The sequence below is a fragment of the Bradyrhizobium sp. Ken51 genome, from assembly GCF_055807435.1.
The window spans coordinates 461564-475318 of sequence record NZ_JBVVPB010000001.1 but is presented as its reverse complement, the minus strand read 5'-3'; the positions used below and the strand labels follow the sequence as shown (position 1 = coordinate 475318).

The window sequence follows — 13755 nt, the reverse complement described above, 5'->3', positions numbered from 1 at the left end:
CTTCCTCGTCCTAATTCTTCACCCGCGGCTCAATCGGCGTCGTGCCGCGCACACCCAGAATATCCTCCAGCACCTTCGCGCCGGCGATCACCTGCGCGTCCGCACGCGGAGCCCCGACGATCTGCAGGCCGACCGGCAGGCCCGACGCCGTGAAGCTGCACGGCAGCGACAACGCGGGACAGCAGGCGAGCGTGATGGCGTAGACGATGCCGAGCCATTCGACGTAATTCTCGAACTTCTTGCCGGCGCATTCGGCGACATAGCGGTGCTCGATCGGGAAGGGCGGCACGATAGTGGTCGGTACCAGCAGCAGATCGTAGCTCTTGAAGAACTCGACCGCACGCGCAGTCATGCCGACCCGCTGTGACTCGGCGCGTTCGAGCTGCTCGATCGTGAGCTTGAGGCCTTCCTCGATGTTCCAGATCACTTCGGGCTTGAGCAGGTCGCGCTTGGTGCGCAGCAGCTGCGCCTTGCTGATCGCGAAGTCGAACGCGCGCAGCACGTGGAAGCACTCATGCGCCTCGCGCCAGTCCGGATGCGCCTCCTCGACGATGGCGCCGGCTTCGGCAAAGCGTTCCGCCGCCTTTCGCGTGATCGCTTTGACTTCGGGATCGACCGGCGTGATACCGAGGTCCGGCGAGTAGGCGATGCGCTTCGGTTTGTTGCCTGATTGCGCCGCCGAGAGAAACGACGTCAAGGGCGCCGGCAGCGACAGCGGGTCGGCGGCATAATCGCCGCTCATGGCATCCAGCAGCAGCGCGAGATCCTCGACGTTGCGGGCCATCGGGCCAACGACGCCGAGATTGCGGTCGATGGCCGCTTTCGGCGTGTGCGCGACGCGGCCGATGCTCGGCCGCATGCCGACGACGCCGCAGAACGCCGCGGGACTGCGCAATGAGCCGCCCATGTCGGAGCCCTGCGCGAGCCAAGCCATGCCGGTCGCGAGCGCAACGGCCGCGCCGCCCGAGGAGCCGGCTGCGGATTTGGATGTATCCCAGGGATTGAGGGTCGCGCCGAACACCTCGTTGAACGTGTTAGCGCCCGCGCCGAACTCCGGCGTGTTGGATTTGGCGTAGACGACCGCGCCGTTACCTTCGAGGTTCTCCACCATGAGGTCGGACTGCTTGGGCACATTGTCCTTGAAGATCGGCGAGCCCTGCGTGTTCAGCACACCTGCAACATCGGTCAGGTCCTTGATCGGCACTGGCAGACCCGCGAGCAAGCCGCGCGCACCGGCCGGCTTCCGCATCAGCGCCTTTGCGCTCTCCCGCGCGCGGTCGAAGCACAGCGTCGGCAGCGCGTTGACCTTGCCATCGACTTCGCCGATGCGCTTCTCCAGCGCATCCAACAGTTCCAGCGGCGAGACGTCGCCGGACCGCAGCTTGTCGACGACGGCGCAAGCGGTTTCTCGGATCAACTCTTGAGACAACTATCTTACTCCTGTGCTTGTTCTGGGCTCCGTCATTGCGAGGAGTGAAGCGACTTGTCCGCCTTCGCTAAAGCTTCGGCGGACAAGTCGCTGCGCTCGCAACGACGTGGATAGAGTTAACCCCATCCTGCGCTGATGCCGCCGTCCACCGTGTAAATCACGCCGGACGTATAGCCTGCGCGATCCGACGCGAGGAACGCCATGAGATCGCCGATCTCGCGCGCATGTGCAGGCCTGCCGAGCGGCAGGCTTTTCTGGAATTCCTTGTAGCGGCTCTCGTCGCCGAACTGGTGCTTTGCCCGCGTCTTCAGCAGGGTGACGTGACGGTCGGTGCCGACGGGGCCGGGATTGATGCCGACCACGCGGATGTTGTCGGCGAGGCTCTTGCCGCCGAGCGCGCGGGTGAAGGCCATCAGCGCGGCATTGCCGGCGCTGCCGCAAATGTAATTGGCGTCGAATTTTTCGCCGGCGGCACCGATGTCGTTGACGATAACGCCGCCGCCCTTCGCCTTCATCTGCGCATAGATCATGCGCGTGAGGTTGATGTAGCCGAACACTTTCAATTCCCAGGCGTGGCGCCAGGTCGCCTCGTCGATCTTGTCGATGGAGCCGCCGGGAATGTCGCCGGCATTGTTGACGAGCACGTCGATGTCGGCGGCTTCCCTGGCGAGCCGCGTCAAATCCTCGCTCTTGCGCAAATCCACGATGCTGGTGGCGGCATCGATCTGCTGCGCCGAGCGCAAGCGCTCGGCCAGAGCCTTGAGCTGATCGCCGTTGCGGGCGGCGAGCAGGAGATGGCAGCCTTCCTCGGCAAAGGCCTCGGCGGCGGCTGCGCCGATGCCCTTGGACGCGCCCGTGATCAGGACGCGCTTGCCACGCAGATGCAGATCCATGGGAGTTACTCGCAGGAGAGGAACAGGAATGAAATCAGTAGGCGGTCGGCCGCGCCATGGTCAACATTGCAGTGCAGCGTTGCACTACCGCCGCGTTTGGTCCATTGCAGTGCGGTCAAAAAAGGCGGCGGCTGCCGGACCAATCAAGGACGTTCTCGATGAGCAAGAAACAATACCGGATCGCGGTCATTCCCGGCGACGGCATCGGCAAGGAAGTGATGCCGGAGGGTCTGCGCGTTCTGGAGACCGCGGCGAAGAAGCACGGGGTGTCGCTTCATTTCGATCATTTCGACTTCTCGTCCTGGGACTATTACGAGAAGCACGGCCAGATGATGCCGGACGATTGGAAGGAAAAGATCGGCAAGCACGATGCCATCTACTTCGGTGCGGTCGGTTGGCCGGCCAAGATTCCGGATCACGTCTCGCTCTGGGGCTCGTTGATCAAGTTCCGCCGCGAGTTCGATCAGTATGTGAATTTGCGCCCCGTGCGGCTGATGCCGGGCGTGCCGTCGCCACTGGCCAACCGCAAGCCCGGCGACATTGATTTCTGGGTGGTGCGCGAGAACACCGAAGGCGAATATTCCTCCGTCGGCGGCCGCATGTTCCCGGACACCGACCGTGAGTTCGTGACGCAGCAGACCGTGATGACCCGCATTGGCGTCGACCGCATCCTGAAGTTCGCATTCGAACTCGCGCAGTCGCGGCCGAAGAAGCACCTGACGTCGGCGACCAAGTCGAACGGCATCTCCATCACCATGCCCTATTGGGACGAGCGGGTGGAGGCGATGGCGAAAAAGTTTCCGGGCGTGAAGTGGGACAAGTACCACATCGACATCCTGACCGCGAACTTCGTGCTGCATCCGGACTGGTTCGACGTCGTGGTCGGCTCCAATCTGTTTGGTGACATCCTGTCCGATCTCGGCCCGGCCTGCACCGGCACCATCGGCATCGCGCCGTCAGGCAACATCAACCCCGAGGGCAATTTCCCGTCGGTGTTCGAGCCGGTGCACGGCTCGGCGCCCGATATCGCGGGACAGGGCATCGCCAATCCGATCGGCGCAATCTGGTCCGGCGCGATGATGCTCGAGCATCTCGGCGAGAAAGAAGCCGGCAAGTCGATCGTCGATGCGATCGAACGCACGCTGGCCGAGCGCACGCTCCGCACCAAGGACCTCGGCGGCAACGCCGACACGACCGTATGCGGCAAGGCGGTTGCGGAGATGGTGGATTAGAGCAAGCGATCAACCACGGTGTCGTCCCGGCCTTGTGCGCAATTGCGCACGGGAGCCGGGACCCATTACCCCAGGGAGGAGTTGCGGTACTCGCTGGTAACCGCGAGTCTTCGCAAAACATCTCCCTGGGGTTATGGGTCCCGGATCTTCGCTTCGCTTGTCCGGGACGACAGCAGTTGTGATGGCCTACCCCGCGATCTTTTCGATCGCCGCCTGATCCAACCCAAACTTCTTCCCGGCCTCCAGGATCTCCCGCCACGTGGTCGGATCGACCGGGATGCCTTCCGCGAGCCGCTTCTTCTTCGTCTCGCGTTCGGGCTCACCCGCGATCTTCACCTTGTCGACGCCGGGGGCCGGAGGTGAGCCGGTGTGCCATGCGACGAAGCTCTCGACTTCGCGTGCGAGATTCTCCGCGGTGCCGAGCTTGCCGGGGTCGATGATGATCGAGAGCATGCCGTTGAGGACGTTGTACTTGCCATCGGATGGGCCCTTGACCACTTGTCCGCCGGAGAGCGCGCCGCCGAGGATTTCGCACACCAGCGCGAGCCCCGAACCCTTGTGCTCGCCGAACGGCAGGATGGCGCCGTGCGGCGGGATCACGGTGTAGCGCGGGTTGGTGGTCGGCTTGCCCTCGTTGTCGATGATGGTGCCGGGCTCGAGCTCGACGCCCTTGTTGTGGGCGACGCGGGTCTTACCCTGCGCGATCCTGCTGGTGGCGAAGTCGAGCACGATGGGGTCCTTGCCCGCGCGCGGGATGCCGACGCAGAACGGGTTGGTGCCGTGGCGCCCATCGCTGCCGCCCCACGGCGCCACGATCGGACGCGAGATCACGTTGACGAAGTGGATCGAGACCAGCCCGTGGTCGATGCACTGCTCGGCCCAGTGGCCGATGCGCCCGATGTGGTGCGAGTTGGAGAGGCCGACGAGACACACGCCGTTGCGCTTGGCGCGCTCGGCCGCCAGCTCCATCGCTTCATGGCCGATGACCTGCCCATAGCCGGTGAGGCCGTCGAGCGTGAGAAGCGGACCGGTATCGAGCACGATCTTGACGTGCTGGTTCACGGCGAGGCCGCCCGTGGTGACGCTCTGGACATAGCGCGGGATCATGCCGACGCCGTGGGAGTCGTGTCCCTTGAGGTTGGCCTCGACCAGGTTGGTGGACACGAGCTCGGCCTCGCGGTCCGTGGAGCCGCCGGCCTTGACGATGGCACTGATGGCTTCGATGAGCGGCTGTGCCTTGATGGTGCGATAATCGGCCATTGTTGTTGCTCTTATCCCTTTACGATCCGGCGGCAGTGCTCCCACGCCGCGCCAATCAGGTTTTCGCTCGCCTCCGGGGTCCGGAACGCCGAATGCGCAGACAACGTCACGTTCGGCAGTTTTGTCAGCGGATGATCGCCGGGCAATGGCTCGATATTGAAGACGTCGAGGCCGGCATGGCGGATGTGGCCCGACTTCAGCCCGTCGATCATGGCGGCCTCGTCGATGACGGCGGCGCGGGCGGTGTTGATGAGGATGACGCCCGGCTTCATCTTCGCGATCATCTCGCGGGTGATCATGCCGCGCGTCCCATCGTTGAGCAGGAGATGCAGCGATACGACGTCTGCTCTCGCCAACACCGAATCGAGATCGACGAATTCCACGCCCGGATAGCTCTTCGGCGAGCGGTTCCAGGCGATCACCTTCATGCCGCTGCCCGAGGCAATGCGCGCGACTTCCCCGGCAATGCCGCCGAAGCCGATCAGGCCGAGCGTCTTGCCGGTGAGCTGCATGCCGTCTTCGCGCAACCAGTTTCCGCCGCGCATCTCGCGGTCCATCATCGCGATGACGCGGGCCGAAGCCCACATCAGCGCGATCGCGCATTCCGCCACCGCCGTGTCGCCATAGCCCTTGATCAGGTGCACGGAGATGCCGAGCTCGGCGAGCTCTTCCGGGTTCATGTAGCTGCGCGCGCCGGTGCCGAGGAACACGACGTGCTTCAGCCCTGTGCACTTCTTCGCGACATCGGTCGGCAGCGCGGTGTGGTCGACGATTGCGATTTCGGCGCCGTCGAGGATTTCAGGATATTGCTCGGGCTTGATGTCGGGATCCCTGTGGATCCGCACTTTGGGATCGCCGGGCTGCTCCAGCCGCTCCATGATTACGGCCAAGGCTTCATTGGCGTCGACGAAAACTCCGCGCATGGCTCTCTCCGGTCAGGATGCGACGCCGGCGATCGCCAGCACAGTGTGCATGAGGACGTTGGTGCCCGCGGCGCAATCGGGCTGCGTGGCGTCCTCCAGCTCGTTATGGCTGATGCCGTCCTTGCAGGGCACGAACACCATTGCGGCGGGCATGATTGTGTTGAGATTGCAGGCGTCGTGGCCGGCGCCGGAGGTGATGCGGCGAGAGGAGTAGCCGAGCGTCTTCGCCGCGTTCTCGACGGCAGCAATCAGCTTGGGATCGAAATGCGTTGGCGGCTTGCGCCAGACCAGGTCGATCTTCACCTCGACCTTGCGGCGCGCGGCGATCTCGCCAATAGCGGTGCGCAAATCGCGATCGAGCGCATCCATGATCGCGCCATCCGCACTGCGGCAATCCATCGTGAAGGCGATCTCGCCGGGAATGACGTTGCGGGAGGGGTTTGCGATCACGGCCTCGCCGATGGTGCCGACGGCCTTCGGCCCGTGCCTCTTCGCAATGGCCTCCATCGCCAGCACGATCTCGGACAGCGTCGCCAACGCATCGCGCCGCAGCGGCATCGGGGTCGATCCGGCATGGCTCTCGAAGCCGGAAATCTTGCCGTCGTACCAGAGCACGCCCTGGCCGGAATCGACCACGCCGATGGTCTTGCCTTCGGCTTCCAGGATCGGACCCTGCTCGATGTGCAACTCGACGAAACAGCCGAGCTTCTGGAAGCCGACCGGCTTGTCGCCGCGATAGCCGATGCCATCGAGCGCCTGGCCGACGGTGACGCCTTCGACGTCCTTGCGCGACAGGATGTCGTCGGTGGTGAAGTCGCCGACATAAGCGGCGGAGGCCATCATCGCAGGAGCGAAGCGCGAGCCCTCTTCGTTGGTCCAGTTGACGACGCAGATCGGCGCCTCGGTCTCGATGCCGGCGTCGTTCAGCGTGCGGATCACTTCGAGCGCACCGAGCGTTCCCAGGATGCCGTCATACTTGCCGCCGGTGGGCTGCGTATCGAGATGCGAGCCGATACCGACGGGCAGCTTCGACATGTCGCGTCCTTTGCGCAGGCCGAACTGCGAGCCGAGCGCGTCGGTGTGCACCTCTAAGCCGGCGTCCTCGCAGGCCTTGCGGAACCAGTCGCGCACCAGCTTGTCCTCTGCGCTCAGCGTCAGCCGCCGCACGCCGCCCTTGGCCGTCGCGCCGAACTGCGCGGTCTCGTGGATGGAGCCCCAGAGGCGGGCGGAATCGATTTGCAAATTGGTGGCGGCTCGGCTCATGCGGTCAGTCCATCTTAGCTGTCATTCCGGGTTCGCTCTTCGAGCGCCCCGAATGACGAAAGAAAATCCGGCGCCTGTTTCAATGACGCGCCGGCGCGGGCGCGTCAACTGCGAGGCTGCTCTGCGCGATCTGACATGCAAGCTCGGCGACCCGTTCCACCGCCACGACATCCGGCGAGGCGAGCCAGCTCGCGGTGAATGTCAGCGGCGCGATTTTGAGATCGGTGTCGAGCAGTTGCAACCGCCCGTCTGCGAGCTCGCTCTCGACGATGGCGTCGGGGATCACGGCGATGCCGAGGCCCTCCACCGCCATGTGGATGACGGTCGCAAGCGAGGCGGAGGCGTGCAGCCGGATCGGCGGCAGCTCCGGCCGATCGAACACTTCGCGCACGACCTCGTAAGGCTTGGTCTTGCGCGGGAAGGTGATGATCGGAAAGCGCGCGAGATCCGCCGGCGTCACTGGACCCTTGCCGAGCCCGAGCGAAGGACTTGCCAGAAAGCCGATCGGATAATCGGCGAGCACGCGGTTGTGGACGCCGGAGGCCGACAGCGGCCCGACCACGAACGCCAGCTCGATCTCCTGCGCGAGCAGGCGCGCGGTCAGGTTCGGCGTGATGTCGACCTCGATCTCCAGCGACAGGTTCGGGTAGACCTCGTTCATGCTCTTCACCAGCCGCGGCAGCCAGGTGTGCACGATGGTTTCGGCGACGCCGAGCCGCATCACGCCGCGCATCGCCGAGCGATCGCCGATCTCAGCGATCATCGCGGCCCGCAGGCCGATCAGCTTCTCCGCGTAGATCATCATCTGCCGGCCGCTCGGTGTCGGCGAGGCCACGCGATGGTCGCGATTCAGGAGCTTCACACCCATCTCGCGCTCGAGCTGGGCGATGCGCTGGGAGATCGCCGGCTGGGTCGTGTTGAGGCGTGCTGCGGCGCCGCGAAAGCTGCCGAGCTTCACAACCCAAAGAAACGTCTCGATCGATCTGAAGTCCAGCATTGGAAGGATTTCCCGTCCGATAAATGAAATTTATCGATATTGATTAGAAAGGAAGATTAGACTTTATAGCACGCGTGGTGTTGGCTTGTCTTTGTCGAGTTTATAGGCAGGTCGATCCCATGACTGTTTTGGTGGCAGTGCAGCAAACTGAAACGCCCGACACGCTCCCGAGCCGCAAGGCGCGGCTCGCCTACCGCGAGGGGCTGGTCGCCTCCACCGCCGGCGTTGCCCCCGGCTTCGTCCAGGGCAATCTGGCGATCCTGCCGGCCGAATATGCCGGTGCCTTTCACCGCTTCTGCCAGCTCAATCCGAAGCCGTGCCCGATCATCGGCATGTCCGACGTCGGCAGTCCGCACATCCCGGCGCTGGGCGCCGATCTCGACATCCGCACCGACGTGCCGCGTTATCGCGTCTGGCGCGACGGCGAGGTGGTGGACGAGCCGACCGACGTCACCCAATACTGGCGCGACGATCTCGTGACCTTCGTGCTCGGCTGCTCCTTCTCGTTTGAAGAGGCGCTGCTCGACGAGGGCATGCCGATCCGCCACATCGAGCACAATGTGCGTGTGTCGATGTATCGCACCAACATCGCCTGCGGCGAGTCCGGTCCCTTCGCCGGTCCCATGGTGGTGTCGATGCGTCCGTTCAAGCCGGCGGATGCGATCCGCGCGGTGCAGATCACCTCGCGCTATCCGGCTGTCCATGGCGCGCCCGTGCATCTCGGCCATCCGCATCTGATCGGCATCAAGGACATCGCCAAGCCCGATTATGGCGATCCGGTGCCGGTCGCCGACGACGAGATTCCGGTGTTCTGGGCGTGCGGCGTGACGCCGCAATCGGTCATCAACGCCGCAAAGCTGCCGTTCGCGATCACGCATTCGCCGGGCCTGATGCTGGTGACGGATCTCAAGAACAGGACCATGGCCGTGATTTAGTGGGCAGCATTTGCTGCTTCTTCGAGCTTTACCGCATCCATCAATCGCTTCATTCGATCAGCCGAAATTCAGTAACAGAGGACCTTGCCATGACGATCACTCGCCGCGACGTATTGTTGGGAGCCACCGCTACGGCCGCGCTGGTGCCGCTGGCAGCGCGCGCACAGACTTCGGAAGTCGTGATCGGCGTGATCTATCCGTTCTCCGGCGGCAGCGCGCAGCAGGGCGTCGACGCGCAGAAGGCGTATGAGACCGCGCTCGAGGTCATCAACAAGGCCACGGATTTCGACCTGCCGCTGGCCAAGGGCGAGGGCCTGCCGGGCCTCGGCGGCGCAAAAGTGCGCCTCGTGTTCGCCGACCATCAGGCCGATCCGCAGAAGGGCCGTGCCGAAGCCGAGCGCCTGATCACGCAGGAGAAGGTCTGCGCCATCATCGGCACCTATCAGAGCGCGGTCGCCGTCACGGTCAGCCAGATCTGCGAGCGTTATCAGATCCCGTTCGTCTCCGCCGACAACTCCTCGCCAAGCCTGCATCGCCGCGGCCTGAAATATTACTTCCGCGCCTCGCCGCACGACGAGATGTACTCGGCCGCGATGTTCGACTTCTTCGATGCCTTGAAGAAGAAGGGCACCAAGATCGAGACGCTGTCGCTGTTCCACGAGGACACCATCTTCGGCACCGATTCCGGCAACGCCCAGGCCAAGATCGCCGGCGAGCGCGGTTACAAGATCGTTTCCGACATCAAGTATCGCGCCAACTCGCCCTCGCTCTCGGCCGAGGTGCAGCAGCTCAAGAGCGCGAACGCCGACGTGCTGATGCCCTCGAGCTACACCACCGATGGCATCCTGCTGGTGAAGACCATGGGCGAGCTCGGTTACAAGCCGAACGCGATCGTGGCGCAGGACGCCGGCTTCTCCGAGAAGGCGCTCTACGACGCCGTCGGCGACAAGCTCGAAGGCGTGATCTCGCGCGGCACCTTCTCGCTCGATCTCGCGCAGAAGCGCCCGATGGTCGGCAAGATCAACGATATGTTCAAGACGCGGTCGGGCAAGGATTTCAACGATCTCACCTCGCGTCAGTTCATGGGCCTGATCATCCTCGCCGACGCCATCAGCCGCGCCAAGTCGACCGACGGCGAGAAGATCCGCGACGCGCTGGCCGCCACCGACATCCCGGGCGAGCAGACCATCATGCCCTGGAAACGCGTCAAGTTCGATGAGATGGGCCAGAACAACGACGCTGACCCGGTGCTCCTGCAATATGTCGGCGGCAAGTTCGTCACCATCTTCCCGCCGCAGGCCGCGATCGCCGAGGCGATCTGGCCGATGAAGTAAGCGGCGAAGCAGGCGAGCAATCGAGATCGTCGCAAGAGCCTCGTCATTGCGAGGAGCGAAGCGACGAAGCAATCCAGACTGTCTCCGCGACGAGATTCTGGATTGCTTCGCTTCGTTCGCAATGACGGAGCAGACGATGATATTTCGAGCAGGGGACCACCGGTGACAGCCCAAACTATTATCCAAAGTCTCGCGAGCGGCCTTCTCATGGGCCTGCTCTACGGACTGATCGCCGTCGGCCTCGCGCTGATCTTCGGCCTGATGGACGTCGTGAACTTCGCCCATGGCGAGTTCCTGATGATCGCGATGTATGTGAGCTTCTTCCTGTTCACGTTCTTCGCCATCGACCCCTTGCTGTCGGCGCCGCTGGTGGCCGCCGCGCTGTTCGTGTTCGGAGCGGTGGTCTATTTGTTGATCGTACGCTTCGCCATGCGGGCCAAGGCCAATGCCGGCATGGTGCAGATCTTCTCCACCTTCGGCCTCGCCATCGTGATGCGCGGCCTCGCCCAGTTCTTCTTCACGCCCGACTATCGCAGCGTTCCGCAGTCCTGGCTCGGCGGCAAGACGATCTCGATCGCCGGCGTCTTCCTGCCCGAGCCGCAGCTCATGGGTGCGCTGGTTTCGATCCTGGCCTTTGCCGGCCTCTACTTCTTCATCCATCGCACCGATTTCGGTCGCGCGCTGGAGGCCACACGTGAAGATCCCGGCGCGGTGGCCCTCGTCGGCATCGACAAGAACCGCGTGTTCGCGCTCGGCTGGGGGCTTGGTGCCGCGCTGGTCGGCCTCGCCGGAGCGATCATGGCAAGCTTCTTCTATATCTATCCCGACGTCGGCGCGTCCTTTGCGCTGATCGCCTACGTCACAGTCGCGCTCGGCGGCTTCGGCAGCGTGTTCGGCGCTTTCGCCGGCGGGATCATCGTCGGCCTCGTCGAGGCCACCACCGCGCTGGTGCTGCCGCCGTCGCTGAAATCGGTCGGCATTTACGCTGTCTACCTGCTGGTCGTCTTCATCCGGCCGCGCGGCCTGTTCGGATCGATGTGATGGACAAGGATTTCGCCACGCGGCGCCGCCGCGACCTCATCATCGCCGCGGTGCTGACCGCCCTGGCGGCGCTCGCTCCCCTGTTCATCAAGGACGTCTACGTCCAGAATATCCTGATCCTGACCTTGATGTATGCGGCGCTGTCGCAGAGCTGGAATATTCTCTCCGGCTATTGCGGGCAGATCTCGCTGGGACATGCGCTCTATTTCGGCATCGGCGCCTACACCACCGAGCTCCTGTTCACCAAGTTCGGCGTGCTGCCATGGTTCGGCATGCTCGCCGGCGGCGCAGTCGCGGCCGCGATCGCGATGGGGCTCGGCTATCCCTTCTTCCGCTTGCGCGGCCATTACTTCGTGATCGCGACCATCGTGATCGCCGAGATCGGGCTGCTGCTGTTCCAGAACTGGGAATGGGCGGGGGCCGCGATGGGAATCACCATTCCGGTGCGCGGCGACAGCTGGCTGAAATTCCAGTTCATGCGCAGCAAGCTGCCATACTTCTATTTCGCGCTGGTGCTGTGCAGCCTCGCCTGGTTCGTCACCTGGTGGCTGGAGGACTCCAAATGGGGCTTCTGGTGGCGCGCGGTGAAGGACAATCCGGAAGCGGCCGAGAGCCTCGGCGTCGTCGTGTTCAACTCCAAGATGGGCGCGGCTGCCGTCTCCGCTTTCCTCGTTGCCATCGGCGGCGCCTTCTATGCGCAGTTTCTTGCCTATATCGATCCTGAAAGCGTCATGGGCTTCCAGTTCTCGCTGCTGATGGCGTTGCCGGCCGTGCTCGGCGGCATCGGCACTCTCTGGGGGCCCGTGTTGGGGGCGGCCATCCTGATCCCGATGACGGAGCTGACGCGCTCCTATATCGGCGGCTCCGGCCGCGGCGTCGACCTGATCGTCTACGGCACGCTGATCGTGCTGATTTCGCTCGCTCTGCCGCAGGGTCTGGTGAGTCTGTTCTCTCGTGCGAAGCGGAAGGGAGCGACGCGATGACCCCGCTGCTTGAAACCCGCGGCGTCTGGCAGCGGTTCGGCGGCCTCGTCGCCAACAGCGACGTCTCGATCTCAGTCGGCCGCGGCGAGATCGTCGGCCTGATCGGCCCGAACGGCGCCGGCAAGTCGACGCTGTTCAATCTCATCGCCGGCGTGCTGCCGCCGACGCAAGGCTCGATCTGGTTCGACGGCGAGGATGTCACCAGCATGCCGGCCGCCGAGCGCTGCCAGCGCGGCGTCGGTCGCACCTTCCAGGTCGTCAAGAGCTTCGAGACCATGACTGTCATCGACAACGTCATCGTCGGTGCGCTCGTGCGCAACACCGTGATGCGCGAGGCCCGCCGCAAGGCGCATGAGGTGCTGGAGTTCACCGGCCTTGCCGCGCGCGCCAACGTGCTCGCGAGCGACCTCGTGCCGGCCGAAAAGCGCCGCCTCGAAGTCGCGCGCGCGCTTGCGACCGAACCAAAGCTGCTGCTGCTCGACGAAGTCCTCACTGGTCTTACGCCGACGGAGGCGCAGACCGGTGTGGCGCTGGTGCGCAAGGTGCGTGATGCCGGCATCACCGTGCTGATGGTCGAGCATGTCATGGAGATCGTGATGCCGCTGGTCGATCGCGCCATCGTGCTCGACCTCGGCAAGGTGCTGGTCGAGGGCAAGCCCACTGAAATCGTCCGCGATCCCAAGGTGATCAGCGCATATCTGGGAGATCGTCATGCTGTCGGTGCGTGAAGTCACGACCGCCTATCAGGGCCTGGTCGCGATCTCCGCGGTCAGCATCGAGGTCGCCAAGGGCGAGATCGTCTGCGTCGCCGGCGCCAACGGCGCGGGCAAGTCGACGCTACTGAAATCCATCGCCGGCGCCGAGCGACCGCGTTCGGGCACGGTAACGTTCGACGGCAAGCGCCTCGACGGCATGGCGCAGCATCATATCACCGCCACGGGCATCGCCTATGTGCCGGAGAATCGCCGCCTGTTTCCGCGCCTCTCCGTGCGCGACAATCTGCGCCTCGGCAGCTATCTCTATCGCGGCGAGGCCGACCGCGAGAGTCCGCTCGATCTCGTGTTCCAGCTGTTTCCGCGTCTCTCGGAACGCCTTGAGCAGCGCGCCGAGACGCTCTCCGGCGGCGAGCAGCAGATGCTCGCGATCGGCCGCGCACTGATGACGCGCCCGCGGCTATTGATGCTGGACGAGCCCTCGCAGGGCATCATGCCGAAGCTGGTCGACGAAATCTTCCAGGCCGTCAAGCGCATCCGCGATGCCGGTATGACCGTGCTGATCGTCGAGCAGCGCATGGCGGAATGTCTGGAGATAGCCGACCGCGCCTACATCCTGCAAACCGGCCGCGTGCTGATGCAGGGCGCAGCAAGCGAGATCAAGGGCAATCCGGACGTGCGCAAGGCGTATCTGGGGCTGTAACTAGACTGCCGCAGCAATCTTTACCGTCATCCTGAGGTGCGCGCCCTTC

At 64.2% G+C, this 13755-nt stretch carries 13 protein-coding genes; 7 read left to right on the top strand and 6 right to left on the bottom strand.

Annotation, left to right across the window (positions count from 1 at the left end; genetic code table 11):
- Positions 1-10: 10 nt before the first annotated feature.
- Positions 11-1429, bottom strand: a complete 1419-nt coding sequence (locus AC0L27_RS02055) for an amidase (protein ID WP_473317886.1) — start codon at positions 1427-1429, stop codon at positions 11-13.
- A gap of 116 nt (positions 1430-1545) precedes the next feature.
- Entirely contained in the window at positions 1546-2322 is a 777-nt protein-coding gene (locus AC0L27_RS02050; protein ID WP_354207058.1) for an SDR family oxidoreductase, read from the bottom strand.
- Between the two features lie 158 nt (positions 2323-2480).
- On the opposite strand from AC0L27_RS02050, the gene AC0L27_RS02045 reads away from it, so the two are divergent.
- A complete protein-coding gene (locus AC0L27_RS02045; protein ID WP_354207056.1) occupies positions 2481-3554 on the top strand; it encodes a tartrate dehydrogenase in 1074 nt (357 codons plus the stop codon).
- Between the two features lie 186 nt (positions 3555-3740).
- Here AC0L27_RS02045 and AC0L27_RS02040 read toward each other — a convergent pair whose 3' ends face one another.
- The 4 genes from AC0L27_RS02040 to AC0L27_RS02025 form a co-directional block, all read right to left on the bottom strand.
- Entirely contained in the window at positions 3741-4814 is a 1074-nt protein-coding gene (locus AC0L27_RS02040; RefSeq protein ID WP_354254053.1) for a malate/lactate/ureidoglycolate dehydrogenase, read from the bottom strand.
- Between the two features lie 11 nt (positions 4815-4825).
- The gene (locus AC0L27_RS02035; RefSeq protein ID WP_354207052.1) at positions 4826-5737 is read right to left on the bottom strand and encodes an NAD(P)-dependent oxidoreductase; all 912 of its coding nucleotides are present in this window, start codon (positions 5735-5737) and stop codon (positions 4826-4828) included.
- Between the two features lie 12 nt (positions 5738-5749).
- Positions 5750-7000, bottom strand: coding sequence for a Zn-dependent hydrolase (locus AC0L27_RS02030; protein WP_354056442.1), 1251 nt, complete (start codon positions 6998-7000; stop codon positions 5750-5752).
- A gap of 79 nt (positions 7001-7079) precedes the next feature.
- Positions 7080-7997 (bottom strand): LysR family transcriptional regulator, encoded by a 918-nt coding sequence (locus AC0L27_RS02025; protein WP_473317885.1) that lies wholly within the window; start codon positions 7995-7997, stop codon positions 7080-7082.
- A gap of 119 nt (positions 7998-8116) precedes the next feature.
- Between AC0L27_RS02025 and AC0L27_RS02020 the strand changes: the two genes are divergently transcribed.
- The 6 genes from AC0L27_RS02020 to AC0L27_RS01995 all read left to right on the top strand — a co-directional run bounded on the left by AC0L27_RS02020 (position 8117) and on the right by AC0L27_RS01995 (position 13706).
- A complete protein-coding gene (locus AC0L27_RS02020; protein ID WP_354207049.1) occupies positions 8117-8932 on the top strand; it encodes a putative hydro-lyase in 816 nt (271 codons plus the stop codon).
- Positions 8933-9021: 89 nt separating this feature from the next.
- Positions 9022-10266, top strand: a complete 1245-nt coding sequence (locus AC0L27_RS02015; RefSeq protein WP_354056439.1) for an ABC transporter substrate-binding protein — start codon at positions 9022-9024, stop codon at positions 10264-10266.
- A gap of 162 nt (positions 10267-10428) precedes the next feature.
- Complete coding sequence (locus AC0L27_RS02010) at positions 10429-11307, top strand: branched-chain amino acid ABC transporter permease (RefSeq protein WP_026233279.1); 879 nt, start codon at positions 10429-10431, stop codon at positions 11305-11307.
- Positions 11307-12290, top strand: a complete 984-nt coding sequence (locus AC0L27_RS02005; protein ID WP_275170537.1) for a branched-chain amino acid ABC transporter permease — start codon at positions 11307-11309, stop codon at positions 12288-12290. The genes AC0L27_RS02010 and AC0L27_RS02005 overlap by 1 nt, the downstream gene beginning before the upstream one ends.
- Complete coding sequence (locus tag AC0L27_RS02000; protein WP_007593737.1) at positions 12287-13018, top strand: ABC transporter ATP-binding protein; 732 nt, start codon at positions 12287-12289, stop codon at positions 13016-13018. The genes AC0L27_RS02005 and AC0L27_RS02000 overlap by 4 nt, the downstream gene beginning before the upstream one ends.
- Positions 13002-13706 (top strand): ABC transporter ATP-binding protein, encoded by a 705-nt coding sequence (locus tag AC0L27_RS01995; protein WP_007607963.1) that lies wholly within the window; start codon positions 13002-13004, stop codon positions 13704-13706. The genes AC0L27_RS02000 and AC0L27_RS01995 overlap by 17 nt, the downstream gene beginning before the upstream one ends.
- Positions 13707-13755: the final 49 nt, after the last annotated feature.